Below are 20,787 nucleotides of genomic sequence, written 5' to 3' on the forward strand. Positions count from 1 at the left end.
CCTTGAACTATTATGCCAACTATCCAAGCATAGAATTATAGAGAGAGTATCCGCATTGAAAGATCCTCTCTACCTTGGGGAGTCCATGTATCCCCGCCATGAATGACGGGGTTTTATCGCTCCCCAAGCCCCACGTCTGATAACACGCTCGGCGGGGGCAAGTTGCTTATCTTGAAAGGGGCTTGCCTCTGCGATCGCCGTTGTGCTAATATGAAAGCCGTCAAGTAAGATCAGAAAATCTGGAAATCAGAATAAAGAAAGCTTCGATGGTCGAGGGCGATCGCTTGAGATGAGGATAGAGTTTCGATCAAAAGCAATTTGTCAATATGGAGAAGCGGTATAGTCTCTACGAAACACACCTTTTGGGGAGATGACTCTCCTTAGACCCCCTCAAACCCCACAAAATCAAGGGGGTGGGTGGGTGGACTTTGCCTGTTTAACACCCGCTCAACACCCGCTCAAGAAACCAGAAAAGTTTGTACGGATCGGGCTACCAATTCCGAGGTTATTGTTAGTAATTCGTTCGGAGTTGTTGTTTTCGCTCGTCGGCTCCGAAAATAGACCGTTATTGATAAAAAATCTCGCCGCTCCAACGGCGGCTACCAGACAATAATCTTTATCCCAACAATCCCATGTCAAACGCATCCGAAACCGAAGAAAATTTTTATATTGTCGCAATAGGAGCCTCTGCGGGGGGAATACAAGCCCTACAAATCTTTTTTGCCAATCTACCCAACCTACCCAACGCCGCCTTTATTGTCATCCTGCACCAACCCCCCGACACCGGACACCAGCTGGCCGAAATCCTGCAACGCCAAACCCCGCTACCCGTCAATGTGATCGAGGATGGAATCGCGATCGACAAAAATCACCTATATATCCAACCGCCCCACACCTATCTCAAGATCCGGGATCATCGCCTGTATTTAAGTAATTTTCCTACAGAGGGCCTCCCCCATCCGATTACCCACTTTTTTCAATCCCTGGCCCTGGAATATAACGAACGGGCGATCGCGATCATCCTATCGGGTTCGGGAAGTGACGGGGCGGAAGGCTTAAAAAACATCAGTCGGGCGGGAGGAATTGCTTTAGTTCAATGTCCCGACAGCGCCCAATTTCAAGGAATGCCCACCAGCGCCATACCCTCGGGTTTGGTCGATGAAATCCTCTCGCCCGTAGAATTGGCCGAGGTCGTTTATGATATTATCCACCTGGGCGGACACGAACGGATTTATCCTCAAGCCCCCACTATTGTCACAACGGAGCAGTTGGGGCAGATTTTAAGCATCCTCGCCAAAAAACAACAAACGGATTTCTCCCTGTACAAAACTACCACCCTCAACCGTCGCATCGGGCATCGCTTCGCCCTGTCCCGGGTGGGAAGTATTGAAAGTTATATTCGATTTTTGACTAAAAATAACGAAGAACAGCAAAAACTCTGTCAGGATATTCTGATCGGGGCGACCCGCTTTTTTCGAGATCCCCAGGCGTGGAAAATTATCGTCGACGATATTTTACCGGAACTGATTAATAAACTCACCGCAGAAGATCAGCTGAGGATTTGGGTGAGCTCCTGCGCGACGGGAGAAGAAGCCTACACGATGGCGATTTTGGTCGATGAAGCCATCCGCAACAGCGAAAAAGCAATTAATTATAAAATCTTTGCCACCGATCTCGACGATCAAGCCCTAGAAACGGCTTCCAACGGCATCTATCCCGAAGCGATAGCCAATGATATTTCGACCGAACGTTTGGAACGGTATTTTACTTATAATAATGGCTGTTTTCGGGTGAAGCGATCGCTGCGGGAAATGCTGATATTCGCCCCCCACGATTTAACTAATAATCCCGGTTTTTCTCGGATGAGTTTGGTGACCTGTCGCAATGTTTTGATTTATATGCAGCTGCCGTTACAGCAGCGAGTGTTGCAATTGCTGCATTTTTCTTTGAAGCCGCAGGGGGTTTTGTTTCTGGGCGATACGGAATCTCTGGGAGATTTGAGCGGGGAATTTATTACGATCAATCCTCAGTGGAAAATATTTAGCAAACGCCGAGATATCAGGCTCTCCCTCGCCCAGTCCGTCACCCGCCCGCCTGCTATTGTTAGAACTTCCATGAGTTCAATGTTACCGAATCAGTCCAACCAACCCCCGTTTGAACTGGTGCTGGCAGAGATTTTTCAACATAGTTTTGAGTCCCGGCCGATTACTTGCGTGTTGGTGAATGGAAACAATCGATTAATTAATGTTTTTTACAACAGCGCCGAACTTTTAGAAATTCGCTTGGGGTCGGCGGATTTGGATATTACTAAAATTGTCCATTCCGATTTAAAGTTGCCCCTGGCTACCTCCCTGCACCGAGCCAAACGAAACAAAGAACCCGTTATCTATAGCGGCATTAAAATCACCCGCAATAATCAGTCCGAAACGGTGAGGCTGAAGATCGGTTATCAACCCGATATAGAAAATTGGGAAAATTCTTTGCTAGTCTTCTTGGAAGTAGAAAATCCGGAAAATAAACAACCTTCGCAACTCCCCGTAAACCGCTACGAAATCGAGTCCGAAGCGGCTCAACGGATTGTAGAATTGGAACAGGAACTGCAACAAACCCGAGAAAATTTGCAGGCGGTGGTTGAAGAATTGGAAACTTTTAACGAAGAACAGCAGGCGACAAACGAAGAATTGCTCGCCTCCAATGAAGAACTGCAAAGTACCAATGAAGAATTGCAGTCCGCCAACGAAGAACTCTACACCGTTAACGCCGAATATCAGTTAAAAATTGAACAGCTAACTCAGCTAACAGACGATGTGGATAACTTGCTGAGAAGTACCAATCTGGGGGTTTTATTTCTGGATTTGGACCTCAAGATTCGCCGCTTTACTCCCGCCGCCACCGCAGCGATTAATATTAAACCCACCGATATTAACCGTTCGCTATTTGATTTTACCAATAATCTCGACTGTCCGAATTTGATGGAACTGTTGCGGCAGGTTCTCAGCAGCGAAGAACCCATAGAGCGGGAAGTTACCCTGATGACAACCGGGGAGCATTTATTGATGCGAATGAATTGCTATTTGCGGGAGGATGGCAGTTGCGATGGCGTGGTTATTACGTTTGTGAATATTAACGATCTCAAAAGGATTCAAGAACGGCTAGAACATACAAATAACCTTTTGGAAAATCTCTATGAGAGCAGTCCTGTGGGTTTATTTCTCGTCGATAGCGAATTCCGATTTATGCGGGTAAATGCGGTGTTGGCCGAGATTAATAATTTGCCCGTTGAAGAACATTTGGGTAAAACGGTGTCGGAAGTTGTTCCCGAATTAGCTGACCAGTTGATGCCGATTTATCGGCAAGTTCTGGAGACGGGAGAAGCGGTAAGAAACCTAGAAATTGAGGGAAAAAAACCCGACGAACCGGAGACGGAAGGCTGTTGGCTGGCAACTTATTATCCCGTAGAACGTGAGAACGGACAACGGGCGCTCGGCGGGATTATTGTGGATGTGACCACCCAAAAGCAAGCCCAGAAAGAATTGGAAGATAGCCGCAATTTGGTCGAACAAATTACCGAATCGAGTCCGGGAATTATTTTTATTTTCGATCTGGAATCGGAAACAATTTCTTATGTTAACCACTGCGTGCTTGAACTTTTGGGCTACCATCCCGACGAGGTGAAAAATCTAGGGATTGATTTCTTCAATAATATCGTTCACCCGGAAGATCTAGAAAGGGTGAAAGGGCATTATCAGGAGTTGGAAAATATTCCCGAAAATCTCGACGACCGCCAACTGATTGAATTAGAATATCGGATGCGACATAAAGATGGAAGTTGGTGCTGGTTTCTGTCTCGGGAGGTGGTTTTTCGACGCACCGAAACCGGGAAACCGAAGGATGTATTGGGAATTAATACCGATATTACCGCTCGCAAAGAAGCCCAGTTTGAACTCGAACAGCTTAATCAAAGTTTAGAGGAAAGAGTTCGCGATCGCACCAAAGAACTCGAAGAAGCTAAACAGAAAGCCGAAACCGCAAACAATGCTAAAAGCCAGTTTGTCAGCCGAGTCACTCACGAACTCCGAAGTCCGCTTAATATTATTCTTGGGTTTGCTCAACTGTTAGAACGATGTCAGAACCTAGACAGTCAACAAAAGCAACAAATCAACCTAATTTTTAATAATGGTCAGCAACTCTTACAACTGATTAATGAATTGCTGGATCTCGGAAAAGTCGAAGCCAACCGTATGGAGTTGAACGTCGAGTGGTTTGATTTATATCACTTGATCGATGGGCTTGAGGAGATGTTTAAACTTGAGATGCAGAACAAAGGTTTAGAATTTTGGGTTGATCTTAACTCCCAGGTTCCTCAACAAATTCACACCGATCCCACAAAATTGCGTCAGATTTTGATTAATTTAATTAGTAATGCGATAAAATTTACAGATGCAGGTCAGATTCGCTTACGGGTGAATGTCGATTCAACTTTATCGAGTCAGAATGAAGATCAATCTCTGAAGCTGAGGTTTGAAGTAGAAGATACAGGGCGAGGAATTCCCCCTCAAGAATTAGATCGTCTTTTTGAACCGTTTGTTCAGGGGAAATCTGGACGGAACTCTCAACAAGGAACGGGTTTGGGTTTAGCAATTAGTCGGTATTTTGTCCAAATGATGGGCGGTGAAATTGGGGTTGATAGTACCGTGGGATCGGGAACAAAAGTTCATTTCTCTATTGTCGGTAATTCTCCGGTGAAACAGTCTGCTTTACCCCCGCAGCAGCGTCAAGAAATTATCGGTTTGGCGGCTGATCAACCTCAATATAAAATTCTTGTGGTTGATGATATAGCTGATAGTCGTCAACTGTTGAGATTGATCTTGGAATCGTTAGGATTTGAGATGATCGAAGCGGCGAATGGGTTGGAGGCGATCGCTCAATTTGAACAGCATGAACCCCAATTAATTTTAATGGATATCCGAATGCCGATCCTTAATGGGTTACAAGCGATGCAACGGCTTAAAGCGACTCCTAAAGGTGAGGAGACAGTGATGATTGCGGTATTGGCTTCGGCTTTGGAGGAGAGTCAACAGGAAATGCTGAATCGTTGTTGTGATGAGATTATATTTAAACCCATTAAAGAAGATGTTTTACTGGAGAAAATTGGTGAGTGTCTGGGTGTGCGATATATTTATCGTTCCCTAGAGTCTACAGAATTAGAAACCAATAACAGCGAACAAAGGGATGATAACGCACTGTTAGAAGAACTCGATCAGATGTCGAATGAATGGCGATCGCAACTGTATGAAGCTGCAATTTCTTGTAATTTATACAGGATTTTACAATTATTAGAGGAGATTCCAGTTGAACTTGTTCAACTCAAACAAGTTCTGAGTAAACTGGCTTTAAATTATCGATTTGATGCGATCACTCAATTTATAAATTGTGACGATTCTGAGAGTTGAATGGGTTATCGCTAATCATTCTAATAACTCTGACCAACTCTGAATGCGATCGCGTCCTTGATGTTTGGCTTCATAAAGTGCATGATCGGCTGTCTGGATCAGAATTATAAAATCTTCGGACGTTGGAATTTGAATACTTATTCCGATACTGAGGGTAATATATGAACTGATCGGAGATTGAGCGTGAGGAAGTTGGAGATCATGGATGGCTTTTTGGATACTATTAGCAACTGTTTCCGCCCCAATTCGCTCCGTATTCGGCAAAATCACCGCAAATTCTTCACCGCCATAACGAGCAACAAAATCAGACGGACGTTTAACGGCTTGGCGAATTGTTTGAGCGACAGTATACAAACAGCGATCGCCTGCTTCATGTCCGTAATGATCATTATATAGTTTAAAATAGTCAATGTCAATCATGATTAAAGCGATAGAAAGTTCTTCTCGTTTGGCTCGTTTCCATTCTTGTTTAAGATAGACATCAAAAGCTCGTCGATTAGAAATTTGTGTTAAGTTGTCTGTGGTAGCTTGTTGATATAAAAAATCATTGGTTTGATGAAGGATGAGTTCACATTGCTTGCGGTCAGTGATATCACGAACAATGATTAGTATACCCTGTCCATGAGGAATGGCTTTAACTGAATACCAAGCTTTTATTTCTGAATTTTCATAGTATAAGTCTTGTTCAAAAGGGTGTCCGGTTTTGACTACTTCACTAAAATAATCAAATAAACTTGAATCAAAAATGTCTAGAGAATTTTTCAATATTTTGGGATTAATTAATCTTTTTTGATTGGGTTTCAGCAAGTTTTCCATGACTGAGTTGATAAAAGTACAATAAAAATAGGCGGGTTTATGGGGACGACTTGGGATGAATTTCAAGACAGCAATTCCATCGGGACAGGTATTTAGAATCTGAGTCAGAATTTGTTGAGATTCTAAAAGCTTTTTTTCGATCTTTTTTCGGTATTTCAGTTCTTGTTTGAGTTGGTTTTTTTGCCATTTTAAAATTAGTTGTTTTTCGACCCGAGCCACAACTTCTTCTAATAAAAAAGGTTTAGTAATATAATCTTCCCCGCCAACTTCAAAGCCTTTAAGTTTATCCGCAGCATTATTAGAAGCACTCAGAAAAATAATCGGAATGTCTTGGGTTTTGGGATTAGTTTTGAGCTGTTGACAACAACTGTATCCATCCACTCCCGGCATTTGAATATCAAGTAAGATCAGATCCGGTAGCATCTGTTCTATCGCTTTTAATGCGGTTTTTCCGCTATTAGCTTGTCTAACTTGATAACCTAAGTTATTTAAAATCATTGTTAAAAGTGTTAAATTATCTAAATAGTCATCAACAACTAATATATGGGTTTGTGATTTTATATTGAAATCGTTCATTGCTTTGAATTGATGAGGGTTTGTTTCAATGATTTGATTTTTTTATTAGACTTAATCGTAATATAATCTCAAAAAATAATATTTGGCGTCCCATCTCAAGGATAGTTTTATAATCCGAAAAACTCAATTTATTTGTTTCTTTTAAAATACTGATCCTCTAAAAAAATATCATAGCATTGATTTCCAGGCAACCTCTCTATACTTTTCTTAATATTATAACAGATGGAAAAATATCTTGATTATCAATAGATATAAAGCGATAGGAGAAGATCATTTTTCTCATGAACACAGGTCGTACAATTACATTTTTTTCCCAAAAAGTGATTCTATCTCAAGACATAATTTGATGATTTTGATCAATTATAATCTGTCTGAAGATAGTTTTCTCCAAAACCTTCTCTCACCATCTAATTAGTATTTTACTCGAAAAATATCAATCCTAAGTCTGATTTGGAGGTCAAACTGTTTCGCCAAAAACCTAGAGCAACACAATTAAAAAAGAGATAGAATGAATCGGGAGCAAATTTGAGCTAAATTCCGTCATGGTCTCTTGTCGGTTTCGGGAGAACAAAAATTAGAGAACTGTCAGAATTTGAAATTGATCTCCAAAAAACACAGCGATCGGTAGTTTTTCATCTAAAATTCTCAAGTAGGAATTACTGATCTATTATCCTAATCTATCACTTCCCCTAAGTTGATCATCGGATTACTCAACAAAATCATTATCATTTCCCCCAACAATCCTACAGGAGAACTCATGAAATCAGTTCAGGTTTTGATTAGTTTATTAGTATTAACCGGATTAAGCATCCCTGCAAGTGCAGAATTGCAAGCCGATATGAGACGTCTAATCGATACCAAACGTTGTCAACAGTGCGATCTCAGTGAAGCGGATCTCAGTGAAGCCGAACTTACCGGGGCAGATTTGTTAGGCGCGAATTTACAAAAAACCATTCTCAGAGGCGCTAAATTAAGAGGCGCTGATCTCAGTTCAGCAAATTTAATTGAAGCGGATTTGACTGGAGCAGATTTGCGAGATGCGAAGTTACACAGCACGACATTGAGAAAAGCCAATTTAAGCGCAGCTAATCTCACCTGGGCTGATTTGTATCGAGCTTTTTTAGAAGAAGCAATATTTAATAACGCTAATCTAGAAAATGCCAATCTCAATGATGCCAAATTAGAAGGAACAAATTTTTGTGGGGCAACAATGCCGGATGGTACAAAAGGGCCTTGCTAGTGCATTGTAGACAGTTCATCTACCACTTTGATTCGCCCTCGACAGACGGCTCGTAATAGTCTATCAATACAGCGTCTTTCTTCTTCGGTGAGTGAATCATCTAAAATCGCAGCCATCAGGCCATAGCGATCTGCAAGAGTGAGGCAACCTGTCGCATTAGCTTCTGCAAACAAATCGCCTAATGCAGATTGAAGGAGTTGAACAGGAGGTTGCATAGGACTAAAAAACCTACTCTCTATGTATGTATTCTAATTTATTTATTCAGTATAACCCGTGACGATACAGGGTTTATAGCCGTGATTTTGTAGGCTAAAATCAGTGATTTTTAGCAGTAGAAACCCGTGATCTGAAACAGGGGTAAGGTGTTATATGGGTCACACCCAACAGGGATTAAAACCTTTTCATCAATAGGTATGCTATGTGTTATAATCTAGGTTGGAAAAGTTGATCATTGATCAAATAATGAGACACTATTTTTTTGATTCGATCTCAATTTTTAATTCCCTCGACAGTCGTATTTTGATATTGAGTTTCAAGGCGAGAAACCTGTTGATTGTTGGGCTGAAGAAGAATTAATCGTTCAGGTGCAAGATGAACAAACCAAGGAAACGGACGACTTCTCAGCTTTGCCCATTTTTCCTTAAAAACTTCCGCTTGTAGATGATAATCATCAGGACTATTTGAAGGTCGATGTAGTTTGAGATAAAGCGTCATTCGGTGTTGAGTTTCACTGGTCATTGCCAACCAACACCGGAAAGTATTCGGGTGATTATTGGTTTCAGGAAAGGTAAATTGATGGGCGCGAAACCCCACATGAGAAAGAGTTTCTGGAATCGGTTCTGCCGTTTGTAGAATACATCCCCAGTCAATTGCATCAATTTTATCTGGACTGAGATGATGATTCAATGCGATCGCCGGAGAGAAATTCTTACAGCCCGTTAATTGTGCAACTCTTAAAACAGAAGGATGTTCAAAGATGTCTTGTTTGCGTCCTTGAGTGACAATTTCACCCTGATCAATCACTAATAAATTTTCACAAACGCGATAAGCTTCTTCTAAGTTATGCGTGACAAATAATGTTACTCCGTCGTGATCATTAATTGTAGAAATAATCAGTTTTTCGACTTGATCACGCAGATGAGTATCTAACGCCGAAAGTGGTTCATCGAGTAATAACGCTTCTGGTTGACTGGCTAACGCCCTCGCTAACGCCACCCGTTGCTGTTGACCTCCGGAGAGTTCACGAGGATAGCGATCGCCCATTCCGCCTAATTGAACCGAAACAAGCTGTCGTTCAACTTGTTGTTTAATCATCCGAGAAGATAACCCTTTGGGTAAAGCAAAGGCGATATTTTCAGTAATCGTTAGATGGGGAAATAGAGCATAATTTTGAAATAAATAGCCGATATTTCGCTGACAACTCGGTAAATTAATCCCTCGTTCAGAGTCATAAAGTACCCGTCCGTTCAGGATAATTTGACCGCGATCTGGTGTTTCTAAACCCGCAATACATCGCAAAACGAAGCTTTTTCCCGCACCCGAACCGCCCAATAATCCCAATGGCTGATTTTGGGTACTAAACGACACATCTAAAATAAAATTTTGCAGTTGCTTTTGAATATTAACAATCAATTCAGGTTGGGAAATTGTCTCGGAAATGGGAAAGAAATGATATTCTAAATCTAAAGAAGAATCCTGAGATCTTTCCCTTTTTATCTTTTTCCGAGAAGTCGCTTCTTCTGACCAATTTACAGCGGTAATAATCCCCAAAGAAATCACTAAAATCACAATGACCCAGGCAAAAGCCTCATCCATTCTGCCGCCTTCAGCCGCAAAAAAGATGGCAACGGGGATGGTTTGAGTGCGTCCGGGGATACTTCCTGCTAACATTAAAGTTGCCCCAAATTCACCCAAAGAACGGGCAAAAGCCAGCATTGTTCCTGAGAATAATCCGGGTTTAGCTAGAGGAAGCATAACCCGCCAAAAAATTGTCCATTCAGAAGCGCCTAAAGTTCTCGCACACGCTAATAAACTGGTATCAATTTGTTTGAATGCACCTAAAGCGGTTTTGTACATTAAGGGAAAAGCGACAACTGTTGCGGCAATAACTGTTGCATACCACGTGAAAATTACCGAGAAATTAACCGTTGATAGGAGTTTTCCTAAAGGGCCGTATCGACCAAATAAAACTAACAGAAGAAAACCGACAACGGTAGGCGGTAAAACCAGAGGAGCCGTTAAAATTCCATCAATTAATCCTTTGCCTTTGCCGTGATAGCCAAACATCAAACGGGCTGAAGTTATTCCTAAAAAGAAAGTGATAATTGTAGCAATAATCGCGGCTCTAAAGGAAATAAAAGCGGGAGAGAGATCGGAAAATACTTCTTCAAACATTAATCTATTGATAGAGTTTTTCAATTTGGGCTGTGTTAATTGACTTTGTTCTCAACACTATTTATGGTTCTACAATTCCAAATCCGTATTGTTCAAATACAGCTTTTGCCTGTTCACGGTCGAGAAATTGAATAAAATCTTTTGCAACTTCCGGGTTTTTGCTGCTTTGAATGACAGCAACAGGATAAATAATCGGAGAATGAGACTCTGCGGGTGCAGTTGCCACAATTTTAACTTTGTCAGAGATTTTGGCATCGGAACTGTACACAATTCCTGCATCAACATTTCCGCTTTCGACGTAAGTTAATACTTGACGCACATCTTTGGCATAAATTTCTTTGGGTTGTACCGTTTCCAGTAAATTGAGGGAAGTTAGCACTTCTTGAGCGTATTTTCCCGCTGGAACACTTTCGGGTTCACCGACTGCTATTTTTTCTACTAACTCGGTTGTTAAGTCTTCAAAGTTTTTGACTTGATTTTCTTCTTTGGGAACAATTAAAACCATTTCATTTTTGAGTAAATCTTGGCGAGTTCCCGAGAGTAACAGATTTTTTTCTTCTAGCGCGTTCATCTGTTTGGGAGCAGCGGAGATAAACACATCAACCGGGGCGCCTTGTTCGATTTGTTGTTGGAGAGAACCGGAAGAAGCCAAATTATAAGTGAGTTTTACTTCTGGGTTTTCTTGTTCATAAATGGGTTGAATGGCGTTCATCGCATCGGTGAGGCTTGCGGCGGCGGAAATGGTTAATTCGGTTTGTTCCGTCGAACTGACGGGAGTTGTATTGGTTTGTTGATTGGTTTGGCTACAGCCAACCGCTAGAACGAAAGAAAGGATAAAACCACAAGCCCGGTTCAGGATACGACGACGATTCATAAGTGGGTTCTTTCTGGAGAATCAGTTTGCTAGTTTTTTTGACATCTGTACAAAATACTTACCACATTACGTGAATTCTTTTTTTGTTTGTGTAGTTAACAGTACAGAAAATAAATATTTTGTTAGCTATAAATTTAATGACCAAATCTCGCCTCCCCATCAATCACCTGAGGAGAGCCATTAAAAAAGACACCAAGATGGCAAATTTTGCGACCTTCGTGTCGAGCTTCCACCCCTGAATCAATTCAAGGGGCTATCGGACTGTTTCTATGTGAAAACTCCCCCAAATGAACTTAGGGGAGTATCAAACCGGATGAGTTCGTTTCGTTTCAACTGAAAAAAACTAGGACTTTCCTAGATGTAAGGCTGATATTTCGATGGACTATTTTCGTCTATTGGTGTCAATTAAGTTTTACAAGCTCGGTAATGTAACGGATAACGACAACACCTTGCCCAATTTTTGACAATTGTTAACTCGATTACATTACAGTCAACTCTATAGAGCTATGCTAGGTACACTTACCCTTTAACTTGGTTGCCAGCTTGGAAACTTAATCGTTGTCCCATTTCTCTGAACCGATCAGATCGCCAATCCGGTCTCGTAGCAGGAAATTGCAAGCTTCTAACTCGCATTCTACACCTGCCCATTCCCGAGCCGGGACATATTGGCAAAGCGTGTAAATAGGCTGTTGACGACTGACAACGCCTTTACTAACGAGTTCACGAGCCTCGTCTTTGATCAAATTGAGTGAGTATTGAACAGTGGTGTAAGTCATAAGATTTTCCCTCTTGGGGTTGCCTTGGGTGGTTTATGGCATCAGTATCTAATCATAATGGAAAAATCGAATTTAGGGAAGTGATTTTTTCAGTATAAGTGAATACAATTCTGCCCTAATCTTTCCATAAACAGATTAAAATGTCCTGACATCAGCCTCAAAAGCTGACTAGGACGAGATTATAGGAATCAAGTCCCGCGCTGATTGCTCAAATTCAACCGATGTTGATTCATAAAAAAAACAAATCTCCTGGCAAGCTGAGATATGCTATGCCAATCGTCGATGGATAATAAAACTGTAATTTCTTGATGAGATCAACCTTTGATCCGCAGGTGATCGCTTATCCATTATTACATGAGTTGCGACTCTACGACTGTACAGAGCTTTACATTCCGAATAAAGTTTTTAAGGCAATCACCTGAGCCGAGGGCATTTGACCAAACGAGAAAATGTAGGGCAAATGCGATGGAATTTCAGATCTAAATCGTTCTAAAGCATAAGGACTACCGTAAATCACTAAGGCTTGCAATTGACTCGTTTTTAATAAATTCTTAAGCATAATCTCTGCAACCTCAGTTAAATCAGCACTCCCTCTAAAAGGATTTCCTCGGAGAAAAATCTGAAGTAGCGTTAAACTCGTCTCGGAGTGAAGGGATTCTTGAAAAGGTTGATTTTTTGAGTCAATTAATTTCAGTTGATAGCCCCATTCAGTCGGAAGTGCGATCGCCGGAGTATGATTTCCTAAGAAACCACAGTTTAACAGATCATCGACAATCACCACATTTCGCAGTTGAGGGGTTTCGGTCTGTGAAGGCAGTTTGACGGGGATAGTTCCCCCCATCTTCAACGTCTGCTGTAAGACAGTCGAAACCGTTGCTTGAGCCACCGAACTCGATAACGTTTGGCTCAAACCCCTAAAAGCGCGTTTCTCAATTTCAGACGGAAATAAACCCGGATGTTCCCTGTTCCAACCCGGATAAACTTTCGCCTTTGCCGAACATATTCGTTGAACCGAAGATCGTATCCGCTCAGGGGAAATTCGACCCGAAACCACCGCATCGCAAACCGAGCGAATAGCCACCTCTGGATCAACAGGCATGAGTATAATATCAGCTCCTGCCTCAACTGCCAACACCGGAGCTTCTTCTGGGCTATACTGGTTGGCGATCGCCCCCATCACCAAAGCATCGGTCACAATCAACCCCTCAAATCCGAGCTTCTGACGCAACTGACCCGTTAAAATAGAACGAGATAAAGTCGCAGGTCGTTGGTTATCCCAAGCCGCAATCAATAGATGAGCGCTCATCACCGCATCAACCCCCGTAGAAATCGCTTCTCGAAATGGGATCAACTCTAGTTGATTGAGTCGTTGAGCAGAATGAGGAATTGTGGGTAATTCTAAATGAGAATCAATCGCCGTGTCACCATGACCCGGAAAATGTTTAGCTGTCGTGAGAACCGGATAAGATTGACAACCTCGAATAAATGCACTCGCCAACTGACTGACTGTAGCGGGAGTCTCCCCAAACGAACGCACATTAATCACCGGGTTGTCTGGATTATTATTGACATCTACAACCGGAGCCAAAATCCAGTTTAAGCCAATCGCCTGGGCTTCCAAAGCGGTGATATTCCCCATCTGTTTCGCCGCTTCTACCGCCTTCTGAGGTTGAGAACTTGCCAACGAACCGAACGTCATCGGGGGGGGAAACCAAGTTGCTCCGGCGAAGCGTTGACCTACCCCTTCTTCAATATCTGCCGCTAGCAGCAACGGGAACTTCGCCCAAGACTGGAGTTGTTGAGTCCGAACAGCTATTTCTACAGCGCTACCATCAACTAAGAGAACCCCACCTACCCCTAAGTCTTGTAACCAATGCTGTAACTGTTCGGCGGGAGGTTCCCAAGCCCGGTAACGAATCTGATGGTCAAAAAGATATCCAGAGGCTCGGACTACGACCATCTGGGCGACTTGTTCTGCTAGCGAGAGGTTCATTCAGGTTGTGAATTATCAGGAATGTGTTGGTCTGAAGACTCCGACCGAGGAAGAGGATCTTCATCTGGTTTGCTGTTTTCAGAAATGCGATTCAGCAGCGACAACATTTTATCACCTCGTTCCAACGAACGATCTTCAAAAAAGATAACTTCTGGAGTTCGACGTAAACGGACTCGTTGACCCAGAGAGGAACGGATATACCCCGTCGCCGCCCGTAAACCTTCCATGGTTTCTTTTCGAGCTTCTTCAGTCCCGTAAATGCTCACAAAGATTTTAACGTGTTGAAGATCACCTGCAACATTCACATCCGTGATACTCACCATACCACTTCCAACTCGATCATCTTTCACTTCTTGCATTAATATTTGGCTCACCTCCCGTTTAATCAACGCAGCAACCCGGGAAACGCGACGATCTGTAGGCATGACAATCTTCACCTAAGCTAGACTCCTACCAGTGTAGCGTGAGGTCTTCCCCTATTTCTCAACTTTTTAATCTGGGGAACTCTTTTATCACTCAATAGAGTCAGATCGCTTAAGAGATCTTTTCATTATTTCTCAGCCATTACAAATTCTGGCACAGGTCATTTGTTCAAATCGCATAAATTGTGCTTTTCTTCTGTCAACAATGACCGACTTTTTTAAAAATCTTTAATAAATTGCAAATCCGAATTAAACATCCCTTGAAAAGACTTCGCCCGGTCTTCTGTGAGGTTTTTCTTCGTTAATCCAATTTAAAATCCATTCATTTAATTCTCAAATAATTCTAAAACTTGCCGGAAACGCTCAAAACTCAAACGAAATTCAATTCATAAGGGAGTTAAGAAACCATTCATAAAACACTCCCCAATCGGAGTAAAAAATCTGCTGAATTTGAATTCTGAGTAAGTTTCTCATGTCAATTCAATTCCTTGCATTCTCCCTACCTATGGTGCAGGTTGGGATCATCTTTTTCTGCCTGTTCATCATCGGACTCAAGCCGATCTTATCCTCCAAAAAGAATATGAATAATCTCAACGATCAATTCTTCTTCTCCTCCAACCCTATAAAATATTTGGAGTTTTTAAAGTCAATCAAAATCCGACGAACACAGAAAAAAATCTTCGCAATCAGTTTAGCAATTCTCACCTGTTTTGCGGTACTCAGTCCCCTAACAAGTTTCAAAGCCTTTGCAGGTTATTCTCACTTTCCAAATAGTTTACAACGACAAACCCCTACAGTTCAAGCTGAAACAAACTGGCCTTGGGAAGGAATCAATATTCATCCTCTGGTGACTCAAATGCCCCTCGCCGCAGAAACCAGTATATCAGCAGTTGCCCAATATATTACTCAGCGAGAATCCGATCCTTTTTTGGTGGCTAAAGCTTTCCATGATTATATTGCCACAAAAATTGATTATGATTACGCAGCTTATAAACGCGGATATTATGGCCCGCAAGACGCCCAAACTGTTTTTAGAAATCGCAAAGGAGTCTGTTCGGGATATGCGAGATTAATGAAAGCTTTGGGAGACGCCGCAGGTATAGAAGTCGCTTATATTACCGGAGATTATCGAGATTATACTGGCGGTTTGAGTGGTGAAGGTCACGCCTGGAATGGAGTTAAAATTAATGGTAAATGGTATTTAATGGATTCCACTTGGGATGCGGGATATTTAACCAGTTCAGGGTATGTCAAACACTACACAACTAACTACTTATTTCCGCCTGCTGATGTGATGATCATGACTCATCTTCCGAATGACTCGGGTTGGCAGTTATTATCTCGTCCGGTATCGCGTCCTCAATTCTCTCGAATGCCTGCATTACAAACTGACTTTTTTGCAGAAGGATTTCAGTTGATTTCGCCCAAGCTTTCTAATATTCGGGTGAAAAATTCCATTGACATTCAGTTAAAAAACTCAAAAAATCGTTGGGTTATGGCGGAAGTTGTACCTCAAGGAAGCAGACAAACGTTTCTTTGTAGTCCTCCCACTCGTCAAACCTCTAATATTCCTTGTTCTTTACCGGGTTCAGGAAACCATGAAATCCGACTATTTAGCAGTCGAGATGAGTATGGAACCTATAAATATTTAGGGGCGTTTCGCTTCACAACATAAACGAAAAATTCATGTCATTCTGAGTGTAACGAAGAATCTAACTCTTTTTGAGTAGACCAAAAAACTTATGTCATTCTGAATGCAACGAAGCATCTCAACGACTGAGTGTAACGAAGAATCTAACTCTTTTTGAGTAGACCAAAAAACTTATGTCATTCTGAATGCAACGAAGCATCTCGGCGACTGAATGAACGATGGGTTAAATTATACTAGCCCATCCGATTTTTTTATTCAGGATTTTCAAAATCAACTTTATTGTAAATCTCTAATAATTCGACTTCAACGGGAACTGTACTAAAAGATAATATTGCATCTGAACTCGTATATTCTAAAAACGTCCATTTTTGCGGTTCAATTCTGGTATATTGTTCAACTTGCAGGGTATACTGATTAATTAATACATATTCTTGAAAACTTGAAAAAGTTCGATAAGCAGCGAACTTATCACCCCGATCATAAGCTTCAGTTGATTTTGATAATACTTCGACAATCATCAACGGATTTGTTAATGTATCTCTGCGTCCTTCCGCATATTTAAGCGGGGGAATCATTACCATAATATCTGGATAAGTGTAGATGCGTTTTTCAGGAATCCATAACCGTTGATCGGTAACAAAAACTTCATAGGGTTGGCGTTTTAAAGCAAAGTTTAAATGGGCAAAAAGATTGCCTGCTATTTTATTATGATTGGGAGTTCCACCGGACACTTGAATAATTTCTCCGTTAATATATTCGTGGCGTTCTTCTGAATTAACCTCAAATTCTAGATATTCGTTAGCTGTATAAGTTCGTTGTTCTAGTGTTTGTGTCATAATTTTAGTTGAACTTTGTGTTATTATAATAGAATAACCAAATTATCAATAACTCAGTTTTTGATCAAATAGAGTAGATGCGATCGCTTCTTATAAGAACCTCTCCCTAAATCCCTCTCCTACGAGGCGAGGGACTTTGAAGTTTGCGTAGTAGGTAATGCCGTTATAAAATATACTGTTAGTTATCCCAAAGTTCAACTTGATTGATTTAGGTTTAATACTTGTTTCATAGAGATTCTAAATAGATACGAATTCCACCCATATAAAATAGATCTTCCATCTGAATACAGTTGATATTATTAATCATATGGCTAGGTTTCCAACCTGCCATCAAAAGTTCAGGTTGAGGACTTGTCCCCTCACCTTCAACAAAACTCAACAATAGTACAAAAATACACACTTTATTTTTATTTAACTCATCTGGTGTAACTTGCCATTTGACTTCTGCTATAGATGTACTGATGTTCTGAAAAAATATTGAAAATATATCCCCGCCATCAAGATTATGATCAACTTTTGTTTGAGTATCAATCCGAAACAACGCATGAGTTTTAACCTGTATACCAATATTTTTATCTTTCGTTAATCTAAAGTCTACTCCTCCATCTCCATATTGATATAGATTATAATCAACTTCTGTGATTAATCCTCCTAAATAGAGTTTAACAACTTCTTCTCCGAGTTTGCCTATGTAATGGTTCATATATTGATCTGCTTGATAAAATGTCTCGAAACATTGACGGTATTTATACTCCCAATAATCTTCATTGATTTGGTAATATTTGTAACTCATCTCCATGCAGAAACGATCTATGTATTGTCCAAGAAAAAGAGGATCGTCTTCCTCTGGATGATCATAAACATCGTCAAAATATAGGTCTATCTGAATTATTTCAAACAAAAAAGCATCATAATTTTTATAATTTTCATCATAAAATCTAAACTTGCTCAATAAATATTGTCTTTCAATACCATCATAACCGGATGCTAGACTGTTCTGAACATCATATTTAAAACGAGCAATAAAGTCTTGCTGTTGTGAGATCAGAAGTTTTTCCCAAGTTAGTTCTTGCATGAATAACATCACCTTTTAATTTTATTCCGGTCTTAACAACCAAAACCCGGTATACGTTATCCCCGAATCATCCGGTTGAACTAACAAAAAATGTAACCCTTTGGTTAACTGTTTTCGTTCGGTAAACATCTTCGCCGCTTCTGTAACTTCCGCATCTTCAAACGTTGCCAATACCCACCGATCAACTAACCCCGCTTCTAAAATTAAACCATCAGGAGAACCGGGAATATAATGCAAAGAAACAGGTTTATTTTCTGCTAACCACCTCGCCAATTGCATCGACTGACGCCCGCCATTAATTACAATACCGGGAATCCGAACTGTTGAAGGTAATCCTAAATTAATCGGATATAAAAAATCAGGCATTTCTAAAACCGGAATGGGGCGATCGCTAAACCCATCTACAATATCTTTTGCGGGTAAAGTTGCAAACCGCCAAACCTCCCCCCATAAATTCTCAGGAATAGGAACCGGAGGGGGTTTATCAAGATCGATGGGTTTGTAGGGTTCGTTGGTGTAGCCTGCGAGTTGAGGATAGTCTTGGCTGCGTTGCTGTAACCACTGTTTGAGGGTAACGGTTCGACGGTTGGGTTCCACCCGAATTCCTAGCGCTGTCGCGGCAGTTTGGATTAAACTCAGAGATTGAGGACGAAAAACCCAAATCACATCCGGTTTCTCGGTTTGAGTTGCTTGTTGCAACTGTTGAGTCAACCAAGTGGAATTCGCGTTACTCTGGGGACAAAAGGCGAGATATTCAATATTCCGACTCGGATCACAGATCAACAACTCCCAGAGGGGTTGTCCGGTGGTATCTTGGAGAGGACGACGATAAAAGTCAGCTTGCCAAATCAACATGGGGAAGGAGAAAATGAACCGATGATTGCTGTTTCTGTTGAGATCAAAGCTATCATCAATCTCTATTTTCGTGAAAAAATCTATATTTTGTGGATGAAACTCCCCTATCTTGGCCGACTGTGGTTAAGATGAATTCATTGTCAATCAAGTACGTTTGCTGCGCTATGGATCTGGCTTTATCTAAATTTGGCAATCGTATGTCCCATCTGAGTGGGGTGCGAGCTATTATGAAAGATATTATTGAAACCCTGAGATCGGGTCAAGGAAAAGAGTTTATCAACTTGAGTGCGGGTAATCCGGTGATTTTACCGGAAGTTGAACAATTGTGGCGAGATTGTACCGATCAACTGCTTTCCTGTCCCGAATATGGTGAGGTGATCTGTCGTTACGGTTCGAGTCAAGGCTATCAACCGTTTATCGATGTGATTGTAGAAGATTTTAACTCACGTTACGGACTCAATCTCAGCGATCGCAATATTTTGATCACGCCGGGAAGTCAATCGATCTACTTTTTTGCAGCCAATGCCTTTGGGGGCTACGCAGAGGATGGAACACTCAAAAAGGTGGTTTTACCTCTCAGCCCTGATTATACCGGATATGGCAGCGTTAGCCTTTATCCTGAAGCGGTGGTTGCCTATCAACCAATATTAGAGACTTTTCCTGAGACGCATCGGTTTAAATATCATCCAGATTTTGATCGGTTTGCGGTTGATGAAACGATGGGTACGATTATTTTTTCTCGTCCTTGCAACCCGACGGGAAATGTGTTGACTCAAGAGGAAGTCAAACAAATTGCAGCGATGGCGGCTACTCACAATATACCTGTTTTTATTGACTCAGCTTACGCGCCTCCATTCCCGGCGTTGAATTTTACTGAGATGGAACCTGTCTTTGGCGGGAATATTGTTCACTGTATTAGTTTATCAAAAGCAGGACTCCCTGGAGAACGGTTAGGAGTGGCGATTGGAGACGAAGAAATTATTCAAGTGTTACAAGCGTTTCAGACGAATACTTGTATTCATTCTTCTCGGTACGGACAGGCGATCGCAGCGAGGGCGATTGGTTCGGGAATGTTAGCGGATATTTCGATAGAGGTGATTCGACCCTACTACCAAAATAAGTTTACCGTTTTAGAGTCAACTTTGGATCGGGTTATGCCGAATGATTTACCTTGGTATTTGCATCGGGGAGAAGGCGCGATTTTTGCTTGGATGTGGTTTGAGGATTTACCGATTTCTGATTGGGAATTTTATCAGCAATTGAAGCAAGTTGGGGTGATTTGTGTACCGGGAAGTTCTTTCTTTCCTGGGTTGTCAGAAGATTGGCCTCACAAGCAGCAATGTATCCGCATGAGTCTCACCGCCAGTGATGAGGAAATTGTCGAAGCAATGGAACGCTTGGCACAGGTTACACAACGAGTCTATCAGGGTGTGATGGCAAATGTCTAAAGCTGTGTCGCATTTGATTTAATACTTTTTTGTGATGTTGTCATGTCAGTTGGCTTACTGGGGGTAAAGCGCCAATGCAGTACCCCTGTTTGCATAAGCCGAGAAAAATAAGCTTCGGGAAGATTCCCGTTTAAAATGAGGTAAGGGATCGTGAAACCCAAGCATTATCACAGGTTAGTCCGCGATTACGAGTTATTGTGAGATGGGGGCAATTTTAAGACTGAATTTTACAGGAGTGGCGACTAGCTGGAATTGATCTGTTGAACCTTGGCATCTGACTCCCTGAATTGTTTTCACTCTCCATTCCCTCTCAAAATTGTGTTTAATTTTAACTTTTGTATCATTGTCTGAATTCTAGATTGGGAATAAGTATAAAGA

Annotated in this window: 14 protein-coding genes; 4 read left to right on the top strand and 10 right to left on the bottom strand. The window is 41.5% G+C overall.

Annotated elements, in window-relative coordinates:
• The first annotated feature begins 632 nt into the window (after positions 1-632).
• Positions 633-5,453: a CheR family methyltransferase gene (locus M595_RS06350; protein WP_023065344.1), complete on the top strand. Its 4,821-nt coding sequence runs from the start codon at positions 633-635 to the stop codon at positions 5,451-5,453.
• A gap of 15 nt (positions 5,454-5,468) precedes the next feature.
• On the opposite strand, the gene M595_RS06355 is transcribed toward M595_RS06350, so the two are convergent.
• Positions 5,469-6,845 carry a diguanylate cyclase domain-containing protein gene (locus M595_RS06355; protein WP_023065330.1) on the bottom strand — a complete coding sequence of 459 codons (1,377 nt, stop codon included), beginning with the start codon at positions 6,843-6,845 and terminating at the stop codon, positions 5,469-5,471.
• A gap of 757 nt (positions 6,846-7,602) precedes the next feature.
• On the opposite strand from M595_RS06355, the gene M595_RS06360 reads away from it, so the two are divergent.
• On the top strand, positions 7,603-8,085 hold the full coding sequence (locus M595_RS06360) for a pentapeptide repeat-containing protein (protein WP_023065372.1): 483 nt from the start codon (positions 7,603-7,605) through the stop codon (positions 8,083-8,085).
• Here M595_RS06360 and M595_RS06365 read toward each other — a convergent pair.
• The 6 genes from M595_RS06365 to rbfA form a co-directional block, all read right to left on the bottom strand.
• Positions 8,082-8,300: a hypothetical protein gene (locus M595_RS06365; protein WP_023065302.1), complete on the bottom strand. Its 219-nt coding sequence runs from the start codon at positions 8,298-8,300 to the stop codon at positions 8,082-8,084. The genes M595_RS06360 and M595_RS06365 overlap by 4 nt on opposite strands.
• Positions 8,301-8,574: 274 nt before the next feature.
• Positions 8,575-10,479, bottom strand: coding sequence for a molybdate ABC transporter permease subunit (modB, locus tag M595_RS06370; RefSeq protein WP_023065280.1), 1,905 nt, complete (start codon positions 10,477-10,479; stop codon positions 8,575-8,577).
• 61 nt (positions 10,480-10,540) lie between these two features.
• On the bottom strand, positions 10,541-11,353 hold the full coding sequence (modA, locus tag M595_RS06375; protein ID WP_023065272.1) for a molybdate ABC transporter substrate-binding protein: 813 nt from the start codon (positions 11,351-11,353) through the stop codon (positions 10,541-10,543).
• A 551-nt stretch (positions 11,354-11,904) separates the two neighbouring features.
• The gene (locus M595_RS06380) at positions 11,905-12,129 is read right to left on the bottom strand and encodes a DUF4327 family protein (protein WP_023065288.1); all 225 of its coding nucleotides are present in this window, start codon (positions 12,127-12,129) and stop codon (positions 11,905-11,907) included.
• A gap of 385 nt (positions 12,130-12,514) precedes the next feature.
• Entirely contained in the window at positions 12,515-14,122 is a 1,608-nt protein-coding gene (locus M595_RS06385; protein WP_023065267.1) for a glycoside hydrolase family 3 N-terminal domain-containing protein, read from the bottom strand.
• The gene (rbfA, locus tag M595_RS06390; protein WP_023065369.1) at positions 14,119-14,547 is read right to left on the bottom strand and encodes a 30S ribosome-binding factor RbfA; all 429 of its coding nucleotides are present in this window, start codon (positions 14,545-14,547) and stop codon (positions 14,119-14,121) included. Before rbfA ends, M595_RS06385 begins: the two co-directional genes overlap by 4 nt.
• A gap of 577 nt (positions 14,548-15,124) precedes the next feature.
• On the opposite strand from rbfA, the gene M595_RS06395 reads away from it, so the two are divergent.
• Positions 15,125-16,219: a transglutaminase domain-containing protein gene (locus tag M595_RS06395; protein ID WP_023065281.1), complete on the top strand. Its 1,095-nt coding sequence runs from the start codon at positions 15,125-15,127 to the stop codon at positions 16,217-16,219.
• A gap of 227 nt (positions 16,220-16,446) precedes the next feature.
• Here the strand turns inward: M595_RS06395 and M595_RS06400 are convergent, their stop codons facing one another.
• The 3 genes from M595_RS06400 to M595_RS06410 all read right to left on the bottom strand — a co-directional run bounded on the left by M595_RS06400 (position 16,447) and on the right by M595_RS06410 (position 18,961).
• Positions 16,447-17,031, bottom strand: coding sequence for a Uma2 family endonuclease (locus M595_RS06400; protein ID WP_023065315.1), 585 nt, complete (start codon positions 17,029-17,031; stop codon positions 16,447-16,449).
• Positions 17,032-17,257: 226 nt separating this feature from the next.
• The gene (locus tag M595_RS06405) at positions 17,258-18,106 is read right to left on the bottom strand and encodes a hypothetical protein (RefSeq protein WP_023065353.1); all 849 of its coding nucleotides are present in this window, start codon (positions 18,104-18,106) and stop codon (positions 17,258-17,260) included.
• Positions 18,107-18,127: 21 nt separating this feature from the next.
• The gene (locus tag M595_RS06410) at positions 18,128-18,961 is read right to left on the bottom strand and encodes a Tab2/Atab2 family RNA-binding protein (RefSeq protein WP_023065343.1); all 834 of its coding nucleotides are present in this window, start codon (positions 18,959-18,961) and stop codon (positions 18,128-18,130) included.
• Between the two features lie 164 nt (positions 18,962-19,125).
• Here M595_RS06410 and M595_RS06415 point away from each other — a divergent pair, with 164 nt between their 5' ends.
• Positions 19,126-20,409, top strand: a complete 1,284-nt coding sequence (locus tag M595_RS06415) for a valine--pyruvate transaminase (protein WP_023065273.1) — start codon at positions 19,126-19,128, stop codon at positions 20,407-20,409.
• The last annotated feature ends 378 nt before the right edge of the window (positions 20,410-20,787 follow it).

The organism is Lyngbya aestuarii BL J, from assembly GCF_000478195.2.
In the GTDB taxonomy this organism is placed as follows: domain Bacteria; phylum Cyanobacteriota; class Cyanobacteriia; order Cyanobacteriales; family Microcoleaceae; genus Capilliphycus; species Capilliphycus aestuarii.